The sequence below is a fragment of the Methylophaga sp. F7 genome (assembly GCF_056863975.1).
The window spans coordinates 2,880,001-2,895,925 of record NZ_CM166511.1; the positions used below are offsets into that span (position 1 = coordinate 2,880,001).

The following is a 15,925-nucleotide window of genomic DNA, read 5'->3' on the forward strand; positions in this document are numbered from 1 at the left end:
ATTCACGCAAAACATAATGTGCTTCGCCTTGCCAATAATAGACATTAGGCAGATATGAACTATTTGGATAATTTTGGGGGAATGCTCCCAACGCTGACAAAGCTTCCTGATAACGGCCGCCACGCAGATCCTGTAATGCTGACTGATATGCAGCTTCGCCACTTTCTACTGCGACGGGCACAGGTGCGCTCTCTCCAGCATCTGTCTGATCAGTGGGTGTATTCTGCAAACCACCATCGGCTAACTCTTCATCAATTGAATTGTTATCCATAGAAGGTGAATCGATAACAGATGGAGCTTGAGAAACAGAAGCTTGCTGCTGGATTTCTGTTATCCGTTGATCAAGATCCAAATATTGTTCACGCTGGCGTTTTTGAATCTGTTCTATTTGGTGATTAAGCTCTTCATTAGCACCATTTAAACGTTGAATCTCACGCTGCAATTGATCAACCTGAGTGAGCAAGGAGGTTAATCCCTGCCCCTGAATAATACGTTCCAACCTATCCACGCGAGCCTGTAAAGCTTCTTCTTCAGCCCAAGAAACAGCGGGCGCCAATATAGCGCCCACCATTAATACGATTGCAAGTTGTTTTTGCTTTTTAAACGGCATATCAACGACCAATGTAAATTATTTCAACTCGACGGTTTTGTGACCATGCAGATTCATCACTACCATCAACGGCAGGACGTTCTTCACCAAAGCTTGTCACACGAAATTGTTGGGCACTAGCGCCCTGCAACATCAGTAACTGACGAATAGATAAAGCACGTCGTTCACCTAATGCGAGATTATATTCACGCGAGCCCCGCTCATCAGTATGACCTTCAAGACGGACAGTCAGATTAGGATTTTTACCCAAATAAGCTGCGTGAGCCTCAACGATAGGTTGATCTTGTGGTCTTACACTGGCGCTATCGTAATCAAAGTAGATTACCCGATTGGAGAGAGGGTTGGATGGGTCATTCAACTCACTTCCTGAATAACCATCTTCGCCAACAATAACACTTGCTTCTGCTCCCAGATCGCTACCATCAGCTCCTTGACCAGTAACACCTGAAGTTGATGCGCCATTACGCTCCTCAACCAACACATCATCGGTTCCATCTTTTGTGGCATTACCGCTACAGGCATTGAGTAAAAACAATGCAATAAGTAGAGCCGAGAACTTATAACGATTCATAACAAACACTCCTGACATAAATTATTTTTTCAGCGGAGACCATGCTGGTTCACGCACAACAGTTCCGGATTCGCTCAAACGTTGATGGATCCGGCCATCAACAGAGACAGCAGCTAAAACACCGCTACCTTTTTGCTCAGTAGCATACAGGATCATTTGGCCATTCGGCGCGAAACTCGGCGATTCAGCTCTTCCTGAATCCGTCAAAACTTGCATTGCGCCGGTTTTCAAATCCTGTACAGCAATATAAAAACCACCATTGGCACCATGTACCATGGCCAGTTTGCTTCCATCTGGTGATAAATCAGGTGAAGCATTGTAATTTCCTTCAAAACTTATCCGTTCAGCTCTACCGCCATTTGCTGAAACTTTGTAAATTTGTGGTCGACCACCACGGTCAGAAGTAAAATAAATCTCATTGCCATCGCGTGACCAAACTGCTTCAGTATCAATTGCCTGAGCATTATTGGTGACCCGTATTAAATCACCATTGGCTAATTCCATGACATAAATTTCCGGGTTACCATTTCTCGACAGAGTCAGGGCCAGCTTTTTGCCATCAGGCGACCAAGCCGGTGCGCTATTTATGCCTTCAAAGGAGGCAACTGACTTGCGTTGTCCGCTTTGCAACTGCTGAACAAAAACCTCTGTTTTGCCATTCTCAAATGATACATAGGCTAATTGATTGCCATCATGTCCCCAGGACGGCGACATAATCGGTTGAGTAGATTGTAATACAGTCCGTGGATTTGCTCCATCAGCATCCGATATCTGTAAAGCGAAACGTTTTTTACCATCACCAGCCGTTATTTGTGTGACAAACGCCAGACGCGTTGAAAAAATACCTTTTTCGCCGGTTAATGTTTCATAGATAACATCTGCAATCTGATGGCCTAATGCACGCAATCCAGATGCAGGCACCTGGTAACGTTTTCCGGCCAATTGCTGACCACGGTAAACATCAAACAATTGGAATTGAACTTGGTAGTTCTCGCCATCCTGACTGCTGATTTTGCCGATAACAAGCCCTTCGGAACGTAATAAACGCCAATCTGCAAAATTGACCTGTGATTGTTCAGTGGGTCGAGAAACCAAATCCTGGTTATCTAATGGTGCGAAACGACCAGTACTCTCGAGATCATTACGAATAATGCTGGTTATATCCTCAGGCGCTTTAATTCCTTCGGCGCCAAACGGCACAATAGCGATTGGGAGTGCGCTATCTGAACCTCCGGTGATTTCGACTTTTAACACGGCAGATGCCTGAATTGGCATAAAAAACATCGCCATTAAGGCAAGCGAACGAATTAATTTCGGGGCCATATTAACTTCTCTCATTCAGGTTTAAAGTATATTTCAATGCCTTCACTGATAATCTTTTGTGCTGCATCAGGGTCTGAAGGCATTGGCATTGGAGCGGCCTTATAAACAGCATTTTCTGCAGAACGATCAAATATTTCACTACCACTGCTTTTTATCACTCTTACACTGCGGATATCACCACCCGGAATAAGTTTCACTTCCAGCGTAACAAGTAACCCAGCTTCTGCATTAGCTGGTTTAGTCCAGTAACGGGTAATTCTTTGTTGAATCTGCAATCCGTAGGTATCCAGAACGCCAGCAATCCGTTTCTGCTTGCGCTGTTCTGCCTCAGCATCTAATTGTCTTTGTAATGCTTGTTCTGCTTCTGCTCGTGATTTTTCTGCGGCCAGGCGTTCTGCCTCAGCTTTTCGCTTGGCCTCAGCTTCAGCAGCTTTTCGTTTAGCTTCAGCTTCAGCTGCCTTACGTTTAGCCTCTTCTTCTGCTTTACGCTTGGCTTCCTCTTCTGCTTTACGTTTGGCTTCCTCTTCCGCTTTACGTTTGGCCTCTTCCTCAGCCTTGCGTCTGGCTTCCTCTTCCGCTTTGCGTTTAGCCACAGCTTCTTCTCGGGCCTTTTCTGCTGCTAAGCGTTCTGCTTCAGCTCGTTGTTTAGCTTCTTCAGCCGCTTTTCGCTCAGCTTCTGCCTTTTGTTTAGCTTGTTCTGCTTGTTGACGTTCCAACTCTGCCTGTTTACGTGCTTCTTCCTGTTCTATACGTTGCTGCTCAAGCTCTTTCAAGCGTTGTTGTTCAAGTTCGGCTTCCTGTTTTAGTTTTTCGGCATCAAGCTTGGCACGTTCCTGCATATCCAGAAATTCTTGCTCTTTACGAGCCAGCTCATCTTGCGTTTTTTCAAGTTGCTCATCCAGTTTTTGCTGACGCTCTTCTTCTGCTGCGCGTTTTTTTCTTCCGCTTCCTGCAAACGCGCCATTTCTTCAAGAACTAAATCTTCGTCAACTACGGTGGCTTGTACGATCTCTACTTCTGGTTGGCCAAACTGGCGAATATCAGTAGGCATATCAAAACTGAAGATCAGCAGTAAAAATAACAATATATGCAATATTGTTGAAGTGCCGCCGGCAAGAAGAGTTTGCACAATTGGATGCTTCATCTTAATTACTGTGTTTCCGTTTCCGGTCTTTGAGTAATCAAACCGACATTCGGTACGCCTGCTTTTTGTAATAAAGCCATAGCCCCTACCACTTGTCCATAACTTGCTGAACTATCGCCTTTGACCATCACTGGTGTTTGAGGGTTTCGGCGTAATACAGCCGACACCCTGGCAACCAGTTCCTGAGCACCGATACTTTGATCCTGATTATCACCTACAGATGCATAGTAAGCACCTTCAGCATCAACCGAAATCACCAAAGGTTCAAGGTTTTCCGGCGCTTCAACCGGATTGGCATCGGCCTTGGGTAAATCGACTTGAACGCCCTGGGTTAGCATGGGCGCGGTAATCATGAAAATGATCAGCAATACCAGCATCACGTCGATGTACGGTACGACATTAATTTCTGCCATAGGCTTGCGACGTTGGCGTTGTTGTTTATAAAGCGCCATAGTTGGCTCCGTTATTAACCTTGTTGCCGTTGCAAAATTGAAGAGAATTCTTCAACGAAATTGTCATAACGACTAATCAATCTCTCAACTTCATGTGAATAACGGTTATATGCTACAACCGCTGGTATCGCTGCAAACAAGCCCATTGCTGTCGCGATCAAAGCCTCGGCAATACCTGGGGCAACCATAGCCAGTGTCGCCTGTTGCACTTCGCCTAAAGCTCGGAATGAATTCATGATACCCCAGACCGTTCCAAACAAACCAATGTATGGACTGGTAGAGCCTGCTGTCGCCAGAAAGGGTAACGAAACTTCCAATTCATCCATTTCACGGGACAAGGAAATACGCATTACTCGCTGAGTCCCTTCCAACACATAGGTTGAGTCAGTAGAGGATTTTTTTAAACGGACAAATTCCTTGAAACCCGCCTCGAAAATTCCCTCCATACCCCGACCGGAGTGCGGTCTGGCAGTAATATCTTCATAGAGTCTGTTTAATTCATTTCCCGACCAGAATTTATCTTCAAATAAATCAGCATCTCGCCGGGCATTGGCTAACTCGCTGCGTTTTTTGAAAATAATAGTCCAGGAATAAACTGATATCAGCAGCAAAATAAGCATAACAATCTGCACCAGTAAACTGGCTTCAGATATCAGGGACATCAAGGATAGATCAGCATTCACATTGCATCTCCGTCAAAATAAAAGAAGGTATCGGGCACGGTTTAAATCGCAAAGCATCCAGGCAGGCCACTCGGACCGACGCACCGCACAACAGTTCACCGTCACGCAGTACTGATTGCTCAAACTGCATGCTTGCACCGCTCGTTTGTGTCATTTCAGATCGAATCAATAAGGCATCATTAAAACGTGCCGGGCGACGAAAATTAATTTGCATCGAATGGACTGCAAACAGACAATTATGTTCGTCTTTTAAAACATTTTGTTCAAAACCGAGCTGGCGTAGCCACTCTGTTCGCGCCCGCTCCATAAACTTCAGATAATTTGCGTGATATACCACGCCACCACTATCCGTATCTTCGTAATACACTCTCACCGGCCAATCAAAAGACTGCATTAATCACCTGTCAGATCTAAATCCGGTGTCAGACCCAAATGCAAAAAAGCCCGTTTGGTAGCGATTCTGCCACGAGGTGTCCGCATGATAAATCCTTCCTGAATCAAAAAGGGTTCAATAACATCTTCAATCGTGCCACGCTCTTCTCCAATAGCCGCGGCAATATTGTCCAATCCTACCGGGCCACCGGAAAATTTTTCAATGATGGCCAGCAATAGTTTGCGGTCCAACATATCAAAACCAAATTTATCGACATCCAGCAAATCCAGTGCCTGTCTGGCAATTTCTGCTGTGACAATACCATCAAACCGCACTTCTGCGTAGTCACGAACCCGTCGTAATAAACGGTTGGCTATCCGCGGCGTGCCTCTGGAACGGTGAGCAATTTCACCTGCACCATTAACGTCCAGCGTTAAGCCTAGAATACGTGCGCTACGCTGCACAATCGTACTTAAATCAGCGACATTGTAAAATTCCAATCGCTGCACAATGCCAAATCGGTCTCGCAAAGGCGAGGTCAGTGAACCAGCGCGGGTTGTTGCTCCGACCAGGGTAAATGGCTCAAGATCCAGCTTAATTGAACGAGCTGCCGGTCCTTCACCGATCATGATATCGATCTGGTAATCTTCCATTGCCGGATACAACACTTCTTCAACCACCGGGCTTAATCGATGAATTTCATCGACAAACAATACATCATTTGGCTCTAGATTCGTCAGCAACGCTGCCAAATCACCAGGACGCTCTAAAACCGGCCCCGAAGTTTGTCTTAAATTAACGCCCATTTCATTGGCGATAATATGTGCCAATGTGGTTTTACCCAGCCCCGGAGGACCAAATATCAGTGTATGGTCCAACGCTTCTTTGCGTTGCCGGGCCGCTGAAACAAATAATTCCATCTGCTCGCGCACCACCGGTTGACCAATATAGTCCTCGAGTCTAATGGGTCGGATAGCCCGATCCACCCGGTCATCATCATTCAGCGTTTGCGGAGTAATAAAACGTTCATCCATAGTTAATTACGCTGTAACGCCTGTCTGATGATTTGCTCAGTAGTCATATCCTGGGCATCAAAACTACGGATCATTCTGTCTGCTTCGGCGGCTTTATACCCTAAAGCAATCAAAGCTTCCAGTGCTTCTTTTCGTGCCCCGCTACTGCTCGGCATATTCGTCGTAATTTGTTCATCAAGCCCCATTGCAGAACCGACTTCCTTAAGTCTGTCGCGCATCTCTATAATAAGACGATCTGCTGTCTTTTTACCGACACCAGGCAAACGCGTCAAACTTGCGGAATCACCTTCCTGCACACTTCGGGCAAAGCTATCGACGTCGCTACCCGATAAAATCGTCAGTGCCAGTTTCGCTCCCACTCCATTTACCTTAAGTAAACTGCGAAATAATAATCGTTCGCGAGTAGTAGCAAAACCATACAACAATTGAGCGTCTTCGCGCACGACTAAATGGGTATATAAACTCACTTTTTCATTAAGTGACGGCAAATTTACAAAAGTAGACATGGGAGCGGAGACTTCATAGCCCACCCCATTTACATCCAGCACCAATTCCGGCGGCTGTTTTTCGATAATAATTCCGGTAAGACGACCAATCATCGGCTATAGCGTCCTCCTCGACGACGACTGATCCGCATTCCTGCGGGAAGTTTATTGCTGAGACTATCCAGTGCTGCATGATTTGCATGGGTTACCGCACAGGCCAAGGCATCTGCGGCATCTTCCATTGGCGCTTCTTTTAATTGCAACATGACCGACATCATATACTGGACCTGTTCTTTTTTGGCATGTCCATTACCAACGACAGCTTTTTTTATTTGTGTGGCGGAATATTCATGGACTTTTAAATGTTGATTGACTGCGGCACAAATGGCAGCCCCTCGGGCCTGACCAAGTTTCAAAGCTGAATCAGCATTTTTATGCAGAAACACCTGCTCGATAGACATGATTTCAGGTTGATACCGCAGAATCAGATCGGTCAGTCCATCAAAAATCTGTTTCAGACGATCAGCAAACTCACCATCACCCACCAGCAGTCTGCCATTAATGACGTGTTTAATCTGTTTACCGTCAAGCTCTATGATGCCAAAACCGGTTTTACGGGAGCCGGGATCAACACCGAGAATGCGTGACATAGGGGGATGGCCGCTAGTTCTCCAGCTGCGCCATCACCTCATCAGAAAAGTCTGCATTTGAATAGACCTGTTGCACATCATCAAGCTCTTCAAACGCTTCTATCATGGCGATGGCTTTTTGTGCATCATCCAACTCCAGACTGACGGTATTGTCAGGGTGCATGGTGACCTCGGCTGATTGCGCCTCAAAGCCAGCGGCATCCAAGGCATCTTTAACAACAGCATACTCATCCGGCGTGGTAAACACATCGATGGAACCGTCATCATTGGTGACAATATCTTCAGCACCCGCTTCCAGCGCGACTTCCATGACCGCGTCTTCATCCAGACCTGGCGCTAGACTGATAATGCCTTTTTGATTAAACATGAAAGCCACGCAGCCATCGGTGCCCATATTGCCACCGCGTTTACTGAAAACATGGCGTACCTCAGCAACCGTGCGGTTACGATTGTCCGTCATGCAATCCACCATAATAGCGATGCCATTTGGCCCGTAGCCTTCGTAACGTACCTCTTCGTATGCAGCACCCTCGAGCTCACCTGCACCACGCTTAGACGCTCGTTCAATAACATCTTTGGTCATATTACTGCCCAAAGCTTTATCGATGGCTGCACGTAAGCGTGGATTAGTCGCCGGGTCACTACCGCCCATTCTGGCGGCAACAGTAATTTCACGAATCAGCCGGGTGAACAGTTTGCCGCGTTTGGCATCTTGCGCACCTTTTCTATGCTGGATATTCGCCCATTTACTATGACCTGCCATTTGGTACTAACCTCTTTGTTATTACGTTAAATATTTCGTTTTCCTGAATTAAACCAGAGTATTCCAGTCGCGATAATATTCGCTGCGACCATAAACCTGATCGAAATACATGCTTTGCAACTGTTCAGTGATTGGACCGCGTTTGCCCTCGCCAATAGGACGATTATCCAACTCACGAATAGGGGTAACTTCTGCGGCAGTGCCGGTGAAAAAGGCCTCATCACAGATATAAACTTCATCACGCGTAATGCGTTTTTCAATGACTTTCAAACCAATATCGTTCGCCAGACGCATAACGGTATCGCGGGTAATACCTTCCAGTGCAGAGGTCAACTCAGGTGTATAAAGTACACCATCACGCACCATAAAAAAGTTTTCCCCACTGCCTTCAGTAACAAAGCCGTTAGCATCTAATAAAAGTGCTTCGTCATAACCATCATTCACGGCTTCCTGCAACGCCATCATCGAATTCATGTAGTTGCCATTGGCTTTGGCTTTACACATGGTGATATTCACATGGTGACGGGTAAACGAAGAGGTTTTAATGCGAATACCGCGGGTCATGTTTTCTTCACCCAGATAGGAACCCCAGCTCCAGGCAGCCACCATCACATGTGTTTTTAAATTGTCAGCGCGGATACCCATGCCTTCAGAACCATAAAAACACATCGGACGAATATAGGCAGAATCCAGATTGTTATCTCGAACCACAGCACGTTGTGCTTCGTTTAAAGTCGCTTTATCAAACGGGATGTTCATACCGAGAATCTTGGCGCTACGGAAGAGCCGGTCTGTATGCTCCTGCAGGCGAAAAATAGCAGCGCCAGCATCTGTTTGATAGGCACGGACTCCTTCAAACACCCCCATTCCGTAGTGCAGCGTATGCGTCAGCACATGGACTTTAGCTTCGCGCCAAGGCACAAATTCGCCATCCAACCAGATAACGCCATCACGATCTGCCATTGTTACTGCTGCCATAATTACCTACTTTTGAGACTTAATATTGATATCAAACTGGTTTTAACGTAACCAGCGTTGCCAAATTGCGTTCACTTGTTGCTGAAAATCGGCCACTTTGGCCTCCGACACCACTGTCGGTTGCTCCTGAAGGACACAATGATTTGCTTCACTACGGTAATAGCGATAAGCATCTGCAAGCATGGTCCCTTCTTGTTCACTGAGCTTGCCTGTCGCGACTAAAGCATCCAAAATTCGGATATTATCGGTGTAAACCATCAGATCTGGCAAGCTTGCTGACCAGGCAAGTACTGCATATTGCACCATAAATTCAATATCAGTGATACCACCTACGCCCTGCTTAAGATCAAATTTTCCTGCGGACGACTTATCAAGTTGCTGACGCATTTTATGGCGCATTTCACTGACTTCTTTTACCAGCTCGGATTCAATGCGTGATTTGGACAAAACTTGCTGGCGAATGTTACTGAATTCTTCAGCTAAATTTTTATCCCCAGCGACACACCTGGCTCTGACCAGAGCCTGATGTTCCCAGGTCCAGGCTTCATTCTGTTGATAATCAGCAAAGCCTGAAATTGGACTCACCAGCAACCCTGAATTTCCCCTTGGTCTCAGTCGCATATCTACTTCATAAAGCACTCCGCCCGCAGTCACGGTATTTAATAAATGGATCATCCGCTGAGCCAAACGTGTATAAAACACCATCAAATCGACAGGTTTATCACCATCAGTCATTCCCTCCCGCGCATCATCAAATACAAAAACTAAATCCAGATCTGAGCCATACCCCAACTCCAGTCCACCTAATTTTCCATAGGCAATGACACTAAAGCCGCACTCCGTCATATCATCTTTATCCGCAGCGGGCGGTAATCCGTGACGCGAGATCAGATATTGCCAAGCCAATTGCAACACACGTTCCAACAAAATTTCTGCCAATTCGCTGAGTTGATCACCGATCCGCATCAACGGTAATACTTCGGTGACATCTGCTGCAGCAACATGCAAAGTGGCAATTTGCCGAAACTCCCGCAATAAATTCATTTGCTGTTCAAGATCGGTGTCTTCAGCAGCTGAGAGGAACTGGTTTAATAAGGCTTGTTGCTGTTCTCGGCCTGGCACTTCGTAAAGTGATCGCGGATCCAGCAATTCATCCAGTAATACTGGATAACGTGCTAGCTGATGGCTAATTAACGGACTCGCCGCGCAGAGTTTGACCAGTTGAGATAACGCCAGGGTATTTTCAACTAATAGCGACATATAGGCTGAACGTCGCATAATCGATTCCAATAACGGAATCATCCGATTCAGGCAAGTATCAGGCTCATCAGTGCCAGCAGCAGCCTGAACCAATAATGGCAATAATTTTTTGAGACGTCCGAGACCGGTATGACTAAGGTTTTTCACGACATGTAGGTTCAACAATTTTTCAATCGTCTGTTGGGATTGCTCTGGTTCGTGATATCCCCATGTTTCAAGATAAGACGTTATTTCTGCTTCGCTGGAAGTTAACAATGCAATACTGTCGGTACTCTCATCATCGGCCTGTGGTGCAGTCAGTAATTGTTGGAAATGTTCATGCACCTGCTGCCGATGTTCACTGAGAGTTTCAACAAAAGCAGTCCAGCTCTCAAATCCCATACTCCTTGCTAAACGAATTCGGGCCTCATTATTACTGGGTAATAAATGTGTTTGTTGATCTGCCCAGGCCTGAATACGATGTTCTGTTCGACGCAGAAACACATACGCATTTTTTAAGGCTGTTACAGCGTAATCTGACAATAATTTTCGCTCAGCCAATAAATCCAGAATCGTCAGAATGGGTCTTTGCTGCAAAGGTTTGTCACGCCCGCCATAAATTAACTGAAACACCTGACCAATAAACTCAATTTCGCGGATCCCTCCTGCTCCAAGCTTGATATTGTCTTCCATGCCTTTTAAATGAAGCTGTCCGGCAATCATGGATTTCATTTCACGCAGTGAATCAAACATGCCGTAATCAAGGTAACGTCGATAGACAAACGGTCGTAGTAGCTCGCTGATAGCTTTCTTATCCTGTTCACTGCCCGTAACAGGTCTTGCCTTGATCATTGCATAGCGTTCCCATTCCCGGCCCTGAGTCTGGTAGTAATCCTCCATGGCATCAAAACTGGCGACTAATGATCCACTTTCACCAAACGGGCGCAAACGCATATCTACCCGAAACACAAATCCATCAACGGTCACATTATCGAGAGCCTGAATCAGTTTGCGACCCAAGCGAGTAAAAAACTCTTCATTGGTGAGGCTTTTCCGTGCGCCTTGTGTTTCGCCATCATCAGGATAGGTAAAAATCAAATCTATGTCAGAAGACAGGTTCAATTCCCCGGCACCCATTTTGCCCATCCCCAGCACGATTAAATGCTGTGGCTGAGCCAACTCATCCATCGGGGTGCCAAGCAGTTCGGTTTGCCATTGATAAAGCTTGTTTAATGCCTGCTCAACGCAACAATCCGCCAATGCCGTTAACTCACGCACCGTTTCTGCCAGATCGGCCCATCCACTTAAATCCCGCCAGATAATACGCACCATTTCTCGGTGTCGAAAGAACCGCAATTGTTGTTGCAAAGTGGCTTCATCATTTACCTGTGCCAGCCGGGTTTGCAGGCGTTGCTGATAGCCATCTTCTGCATAGACAGTTTCCAAATCACCACTTTCGACCAACTCACGCAAACGCTGTGGTTGCCTGTCGCCCTGATTCAACACATACTCACTGGCCGTTAATACTTCAGAGGCAGAATCAAGCAGATTTTGCTTATCCTGCAGAATCGATTGCCATCGTTCTGTAAGTTGTGTTGTGGTCATTTTTGCCTCATTGGATATTTCAAAATGCACAGTCATTGAAAATGTGTCTAAACTAACAGAACATATGACTTATCGCGATGTAATAACCACGAAATTTTCACATCGGCAAATGTATTTTCTCAGACTAAATAACCTTCGTCTCGTCAAAGGAGACAACGATGGACAGCAATGAATATAACGCCCCGCATTTCACCCCAAAAAGCGTTTCTGATCGGGTGGCGCTGGCAATTGTAAAATTTATGCGTTTTTTTGCTGACGTCTTTTTTCCGGGCGTTACGGACATCGTGCTGTCGTACTGGAAACGGTTGCAGCCGTACCTGGCATGGTTGGCGGAGCTCTTCAGCATCTTCGTTCACTGCGCCGGATGCAAAATGATGATGGCTGGATCAGTACCTTGCTGGAAGAAGCTGATAATGAACGCATGCATCTGCTTACCTTTGTGCATATTGCCAAACCAAGCTGGTTCGAACGCGTGTTGATTATCATTGCTCAGGGTGTGTTTTTTAACTTGTTCTTTATTTTATATATTTTCTCATCTCGAGTAGCGCATCGAATTGTTGGTTATCTTGAGGAAGAAGCTGTGTACAGCTATACCGAGTATTTAGCAGGTATCGATTCAGGCAAATACGAAAACGTAGCCGCACCGCAAATTGCCATTGATTACTGGAACCTGCCACAGGATGCGCTGCTGCGCGATGTAGTGTTAGTTGTAAGAGATGATGAGGCCAAGCATCGTGATGTAAATCATGATTTTGCCAATCAATTGCAAAACGCCTAATATGCCGCTGAATGAAGTAACAAATCGGGTTAGATTCTAACCGCGCTGACAGACAAGGACGACTATGGCGACTTTATTATTTCGACTCAACAATGTACCTGAAGACGAAGCGGAAGACGTTCGGCAATTGCTGGACGATAAAGGCTTTGCCTTTTACGAAACTCAGGCTGGATTTTTTGGCCTTGGTGTTGCGGCCATCTGGTTGATAAATGATGAACAACTGCCTATTGCCAAAGCCACGCTCGATGAATATCAGGCCAAACGCGCTATAGATCAGCGTCAGCAATATGAAAATCTGCGTGCCAATGGCGAAATACCGGGATTTTTCCAATCCATTTTTCAGCATCCATTTCGCTTTATAGGCGTATTACTGTTAATAGCCTTTGTATTGAGCCTGATGTTGATTCCTTTCTGGAAAACATTACACCCTTAAAAGCTCTTTTCAATTTAATTAGCCCAAAAAAAGCCCCACCTCTTTCGAGGCAGGGCTTTTTTGTGTGCTGATAGCTATGCTGTAACGAATTACATCATGCCGCCCATGCCGCCCATATCAGGCATTGCAGGAGCTTCTTCTTTCGGAATTTCAGCAATCATGGCTTCAGTGGTCAACATCAGACCCGCAACCGAACCAGCATTTTGCAATGCCGTACGCGTTACTTTAGTTGGATCCAGAATACCCATTTCAATCATATCGCCATATTCACCGCTTGCAGCGTTGTAACCGTAGTTACCTTTACCTGCAGCGACTTCATTTAAAACAACAGAGGCTTCATCGCCAGAGTTGGTAACGATTTGACGTAAAGGTTCCTGCATTGCACGACGTGCGATAGCAATACCAGCATCCTGATCCAGGTTGTCACCTTTCAGTTCGCCCAAGCTTACTTCGGCACGAACCAGAGCAACACCACCACCAGCAACTACGCCTTCTTCAACGGCAGCGCGAGTCGCATGTAATGCATCTTCAACACGGGCTTTTTTCTCTTTCATTTCAATTTCAGAGCCAGCACCAACACGAATTACCGCAACACCACCAGCTAACTTAGCCACGCGTTCTTGCAGTTTTTCTTTGTCGTAGTCTGAAGATGAATCAGCGATTTGTGCACGAATCTGTTCAACACGTGCAGTGATTTCATCCGCACGGCCTGCACCATCAATAATAGTGGTGTTTTCTTTGCTGACAGAGATTTTCTTCGCTTGACCCAGATCATCCAGAGTAACTTTTTCCAGATTCAGACCAACTTCTTCAGAAATCACGGTACCGCCAGTTAACACAGCGATATCTTCCAACATCGCTTTACGACGATCACCAAAACCTGGCGCTTTAACCGCACAGACTTTAACGATACCACGCATGTTGTTAACAACCAGAGTGGCCAACGCTTCGCCTTCAACATCTTCTGAAACGATCAGCAGTGGACGGCTTGATTTGGCAACCGCTTCCAGTGTTGGTAGCAGTTCACGGATATTAGAGATTTTTTTGTCGTACAGCAGAACGTATGGGTCATCCAGGTTGGCTGACATAGTTTGCTGTTCGTTAACGAAGTATGGAGACAGGTAACCACGGTCAAACTGCATACCTTCAACAACGTCGAGTTCATTTTCAAAACCACGACCGTCTTCAACCGTGATTACACCTTCTTTACCGACTTTTTTCATTGCTTCAGCAATGATGTCGCCGACTGATTTGTCAGAGTTGGCAGAGATAGTACCGACTTGAGCAATGGCTTTATCATCGTCACATGGAGAAGACATTTTTTTCAGCTCTTCAACGGCAGCAGTAACGGCTTTGTCGATACCGCGTTTCAGATCCATTGGGTTCATACCCGCAGTAACTGATTTCATGCCTTCACGCAGAATGGCTTGAGCGAGTACGGTGGCGGTAGTAGTACCGTCACCCGCAGCGTCAGAAGTTTGCGAAGCAACTTCTTTCACCATTTGTGCGCCCATGTTTTCAAATTTGTTTTCTAGTTCGATTTCTTTAGCAACTGAAACACCATCTTTAGTAATAGTTGGTGCACCGTAGCTTTTATCCAAAATAACATTGCGACCTTTAGGTCCTAATGTCACTTTTACCGCGTTGGCCAGCGTATTAACGCCTTTGACCATCAGCTGGCGCGCATCAGCGCCAAATTTGACTTCTTTAGCAGCCATTTTAATTCCTCTTTATAGCTATGTTTAACGTAACCAGATGTGAAATCGTCGGGAAGCTTACGCTTCGATCACAGCAACGATATCGTCTTCACGCATTACCAGCAGTTCTTCGCCTTCCACTTTGACTTCGGTGCCGGCATATTTACCAAACAGCACTTTGTCACCGACTTTAACAGCCAGAGGACGGACTTCACCAGAATCGGTAGGTTTGCCGTTACCCGCTGCGATAATTTCGCCACGAGATGGTTTTTCTGCTGCATTGTCAGGAATGACAATTCCACCAGCAGAGGTAGTTTCTTCTTCCATGCGACGAACAATCACACGATCATGAAGGGGACGAAGGTTCATTAGTTTTATCCTCCAAAAGTAACAAAAAATGACCAAGAAAATTCCAGGAACCCCTTTAATGGGGCTGGCTGAATAAACTTCAAGTGCCTGAGTTAAAAAATTTCTGAAAAAACTGTCAGATGCAGTAAATTGCTTGATTTATCAGCATTAACGAATATTGCGCTGATCGTCATCCTTGATTACCTCACCCTCAATAATATCCTCACTTTGCGAATAACGTTTCTGCGCAGACCACTGCTGACGAAATATCACATTGCTGTTACGAATTAATTTCAGCAATAGAGCTCGTCGCAAGGCCGGAACCAATAATAAAAAGCCCACCGCATCGGTTACAAAACCAGGAATCAGTAAGAGAAAACCGCTTATAAATAAGGTCATTCCCTCCAGCATCTCCAGAGCCGGAGTGTCACCACGACGAATTGATTCCTGTGCTCGCTGCATGGTGGAAAGCCCTTGTAACTTAACCAACCAGGCACCTAAAACTGCAGTCGCAATCACAAACAGAATGGTCCAGCCAGCGCCAATCACCTCACCAACTTCAATTAATACGTAAATTTCTGCGATTGGAACCAGCAGAAATAATAAAAATAGCCACTTGAACATATTTATTCCTTAACGGATAGCACTCACTAGGAAGGTTGGGGCTTATCCGGGCTTTTCAAGCAAATCTGTCGATTATTGATGTGGTTTTTTAACAACATTTCTGGCGATTTGTTGCGTTGTCACACAACTGTCACA

Annotated in this window: 19 protein-coding genes (1 of these 19 cut by a window edge); 2 read left to right on the forward strand and 17 right to left on the reverse strand. The window is 45.7% G+C overall.

Annotated elements, in window-relative coordinates; translation table 11 throughout:
* The 14 genes in view from ybgF to glnE are tightly spaced (at most 48 nt apart) and all read right to left on the reverse strand, a layout consistent with a single transcriptional unit that may run on beyond the window.
* Nucleotides 1-610, reverse strand: partial view of a tol-pal system protein YbgF gene (gene ybgF / locus AC08OG_RS14505; protein ID WP_292402981.1) — the 5' portion only. The gene continues 221 nt to the left of window position 1, outside the view; 610 of the gene's 831 nt are visible here — the first part of the coding sequence; the start codon lies at nucleotides 608-610; its stop codon lies off the left edge, out of view.
* Between the two features lies 1 nt (nucleotide 611).
* Nucleotides 612-1,181 carry a peptidoglycan-associated lipoprotein Pal gene (gene pal / locus AC08OG_RS14510; RefSeq protein WP_482929798.1) on the reverse strand — a complete coding sequence of 190 codons (570 nt, stop codon included), beginning with the start codon at nucleotides 1,179-1,181 and terminating at the stop codon, nucleotides 612-614.
* A gap of 21 nt (nucleotides 1,182-1,202) precedes the next feature.
* Nucleotides 1,203-2,504 (reverse strand): Tol-Pal system beta propeller repeat protein TolB, encoded by a 1,302-nt coding sequence (gene tolB / locus AC08OG_RS14515; protein WP_482929799.1) that lies wholly within the window; start codon nucleotides 2,502-2,504, stop codon nucleotides 1,203-1,205.
* 11 nt (nucleotides 2,505-2,515) lie between these two features.
* Nucleotides 2,516-3,343, reverse strand: coding sequence for a cell envelope integrity protein TolA (tolA, locus tag AC08OG_RS14520; RefSeq protein ID WP_482929800.1), 828 nt, complete (start codon nucleotides 3,341-3,343; stop codon nucleotides 2,516-2,518).
* Nucleotides 3,307-3,648, reverse strand: coding sequence for a hypothetical protein (locus tag AC08OG_RS14525; RefSeq protein ID WP_482929801.1), 342 nt, complete (start codon nucleotides 3,646-3,648; stop codon nucleotides 3,307-3,309). The genes tolA and AC08OG_RS14525 overlap by 37 nt, the downstream gene beginning before the upstream one ends.
* A 5-nt stretch (nucleotides 3,649-3,653) precedes the next feature.
* Nucleotides 3,654-4,100 (reverse strand): protein TolR, encoded by a 447-nt coding sequence (tolR, locus tag AC08OG_RS14530; protein WP_292358155.1) that lies wholly within the window; start codon nucleotides 4,098-4,100, stop codon nucleotides 3,654-3,656.
* A gap of 14 nt (nucleotides 4,101-4,114) precedes the next feature.
* On the reverse strand, nucleotides 4,115-4,783 hold the full coding sequence (gene tolQ, locus AC08OG_RS14535; RefSeq protein WP_482929802.1) for a protein TolQ: 669 nt from the start codon (nucleotides 4,781-4,783) through the stop codon (nucleotides 4,115-4,117).
* Nucleotides 4,773-5,177, reverse strand: a complete 405-nt coding sequence (ybgC, locus tag AC08OG_RS14540; protein ID WP_292358158.1) for a tol-pal system-associated acyl-CoA thioesterase — start codon at nucleotides 5,175-5,177, stop codon at nucleotides 4,773-4,775. The genes tolQ and ybgC overlap by 11 nt, the downstream gene beginning before the upstream one ends.
* Complete coding sequence (ruvB, locus tag AC08OG_RS14545; protein ID WP_292358159.1) at nucleotides 5,177-6,190, reverse strand: Holliday junction branch migration DNA helicase RuvB; 1,014 nt, start codon at nucleotides 6,188-6,190, stop codon at nucleotides 5,177-5,179. The genes ybgC and ruvB overlap by 1 nt, the downstream gene beginning before the upstream one ends.
* 2 nt (nucleotides 6,191-6,192) lie before the next feature.
* Nucleotides 6,193-6,789, reverse strand: a complete 597-nt coding sequence (gene ruvA, locus AC08OG_RS14550; protein ID WP_482929803.1) for a Holliday junction branch migration protein RuvA — start codon at nucleotides 6,787-6,789, stop codon at nucleotides 6,193-6,195.
* On the reverse strand, nucleotides 6,786-7,325 hold the full coding sequence (gene ruvC, locus AC08OG_RS14555) for a crossover junction endodeoxyribonuclease RuvC (RefSeq protein ID WP_292358160.1): 540 nt from the start codon (nucleotides 7,323-7,325) through the stop codon (nucleotides 6,786-6,788). The genes ruvA and ruvC overlap by 4 nt, the downstream gene beginning before the upstream one ends.
* A 13-nt stretch (nucleotides 7,326-7,338) precedes the next feature.
* Nucleotides 7,339-8,088, reverse strand: coding sequence for a YebC/PmpR family DNA-binding transcriptional regulator (locus AC08OG_RS14560; protein WP_482929804.1), 750 nt, complete (start codon nucleotides 8,086-8,088; stop codon nucleotides 7,339-7,341).
* A gap of 48 nt (nucleotides 8,089-8,136) precedes the next feature.
* The gene (locus tag AC08OG_RS14565) at nucleotides 8,137-9,066 is read right to left on the reverse strand and encodes a branched-chain amino acid transaminase (RefSeq protein WP_318988877.1); all 930 of its coding nucleotides are present in this window, start codon (nucleotides 9,064-9,066) and stop codon (nucleotides 8,137-8,139) included.
* A gap of 42 nt (nucleotides 9,067-9,108) precedes the next feature.
* A complete protein-coding gene (gene glnE, locus AC08OG_RS14570; protein WP_482929805.1) occupies nucleotides 9,109-11,946 on the reverse strand; it encodes a bifunctional [glutamate--ammonia ligase]-adenylyl-L-tyrosine phosphorylase/[glutamate--ammonia-ligase] adenylyltransferase in 2,838 nt (945 codons plus the stop codon).
* Nucleotides 11,947-12,232: 286 nt separating this feature from the next.
* Here glnE and AC08OG_RS14575 point away from each other — a divergent pair, with 286 nt between their 5' ends.
* On the forward strand, nucleotides 12,233-12,688 hold the full coding sequence (locus AC08OG_RS14575) for an alternative oxidase (RefSeq protein WP_482929806.1): 456 nt from the start codon (nucleotides 12,233-12,235) through the stop codon (nucleotides 12,686-12,688).
* A gap of 64 nt (nucleotides 12,689-12,752) precedes the next feature.
* On the forward strand, nucleotides 12,753-13,121 hold the full coding sequence (locus tag AC08OG_RS14580; protein WP_289281406.1) for a DUF6164 family protein: 369 nt from the start codon (nucleotides 12,753-12,755) through the stop codon (nucleotides 13,119-13,121).
* Nucleotides 13,122-13,210: 89 nt separating this feature from the next.
* Here AC08OG_RS14580 and groL read toward each other — a convergent pair whose 3' ends face one another.
* The 3 genes from groL to AC08OG_RS14595 all read right to left on the reverse strand — a co-directional run bounded on the left by groL (nucleotide 13,211) and on the right by AC08OG_RS14595 (nucleotide 15,790).
* On the reverse strand, nucleotides 13,211-14,839 hold the full coding sequence (gene groL, locus AC08OG_RS14585; protein ID WP_014705255.1) for a chaperonin GroEL: 1,629 nt from the start codon (nucleotides 14,837-14,839) through the stop codon (nucleotides 13,211-13,213).
* Between the two features lie 57 nt (nucleotides 14,840-14,896).
* Complete coding sequence (groES, locus tag AC08OG_RS14590; RefSeq protein WP_014705256.1) at nucleotides 14,897-15,187, reverse strand: co-chaperone GroES; 291 nt, start codon at nucleotides 15,185-15,187, stop codon at nucleotides 14,897-14,899.
* A gap of 147 nt (nucleotides 15,188-15,334) precedes the next feature.
* Nucleotides 15,335-15,790 (reverse strand): FxsA family protein, encoded by a 456-nt coding sequence (locus tag AC08OG_RS14595; protein ID WP_292358171.1) that lies wholly within the window; start codon nucleotides 15,788-15,790, stop codon nucleotides 15,335-15,337.
* Nucleotides 15,791-15,925 lie beyond the last annotated feature (135 nt).

What these genes read in the sequence shown, in the direction of transcription:
- tolA (WP_482929800.1), bottom strand. Translation starts at nt 3,343, where the DNA reads ATGCAGGAACGTGCCAAGCTTGATGCCGAAAAACTAAAACAGGAAGCC.
- ruvC (WP_292358160.1), bottom strand. Translation starts at nt 7,325, where the DNA reads ATGTCACGCATTCTCGGTGTTGATCCCGGCTCCCGTAAAACCGGTTTT.
- ybgC (WP_292358158.1), bottom strand. Translation starts at nt 5,177, where the DNA reads ATGCAGTCTTTTGATTGGCCGGTGAGAGTGTATTACGAAGATACGGAT.
- AC08OG_RS14525 (WP_482929801.1), bottom strand. Translation starts at nt 3,648, where the DNA reads ATGAAGCATCCAATTGTGCAAACTCTTCTTGCCGGCGGCACTTCAACA.
- tolB (WP_482929799.1), bottom strand. Translation starts at nt 2,504, where the DNA reads ATGGCCCCGAAATTAATTCGTTCGCTTGCCTTAATGGCGATGTTTTTT.
- AC08OG_RS14560 (WP_482929804.1), bottom strand. Translation starts at nt 8,088, where the DNA reads ATGGCAGGTCATAGTAAATGGGCGAATATCCAGCATAGAAAAGGTGCG.
- groL (WP_014705255.1), bottom strand. Translation starts at nt 14,839, where the DNA reads ATGGCTGCTAAAGAAGTCAAATTTGGCGCTGATGCGCGCCAGCTGATG.
- AC08OG_RS14575 (WP_482929806.1), top strand. Translation starts at nt 12,233, where the DNA reads ATGGTTGGCGGAGCTCTTCAGCATCTTCGTTCACTGCGCCGGATGCAA.
- AC08OG_RS14580 (WP_289281406.1), top strand. Translation starts at nt 12,753, where the DNA reads ATGGCGACTTTATTATTTCGACTCAACAATGTACCTGAAGACGAAGCG.
- ruvB (WP_292358159.1), bottom strand. Translation starts at nt 6,190, where the DNA reads ATGGATGAACGTTTTATTACTCCGCAAACGCTGAATGATGATGACCGG.
- AC08OG_RS14565 (WP_318988877.1), bottom strand. Translation starts at nt 9,066, where the DNA reads ATGGCAGCAGTAACAATGGCAGATCGTGATGGCGTTATCTGGTTGGAT.
- groES (WP_014705256.1), bottom strand. Translation starts at nt 15,187, where the DNA reads ATGAACCTTCGTCCCCTTCATGATCGTGTGATTGTTCGTCGCATGGAA.
- glnE (WP_482929805.1), bottom strand. Translation starts at nt 11,946, where the DNA reads ATGACTGTGCATTTTGAAATATCCAATGAGGCAAAAATGACCACAACA.
- pal (WP_482929798.1), bottom strand. Translation starts at nt 1,181, where the DNA reads ATGAATCGTTATAAGTTCTCGGCTCTACTTATTGCATTGTTTTTACTC.
- tolR (WP_292358155.1), bottom strand. Translation starts at nt 4,100, where the DNA reads ATGGCGCTTTATAAACAACAACGCCAACGTCGCAAGCCTATGGCAGAA.
- AC08OG_RS14595 (WP_292358171.1), bottom strand. Translation starts at nt 15,790, where the DNA reads ATGTTCAAGTGGCTATTTTTATTATTTCTGCTGGTTCCAATCGCAGAA.
- ruvA (WP_482929803.1), bottom strand. Translation starts at nt 6,789, where the DNA reads ATGATTGGTCGTCTTACCGGAATTATTATCGAAAAACAGCCGCCGGAA.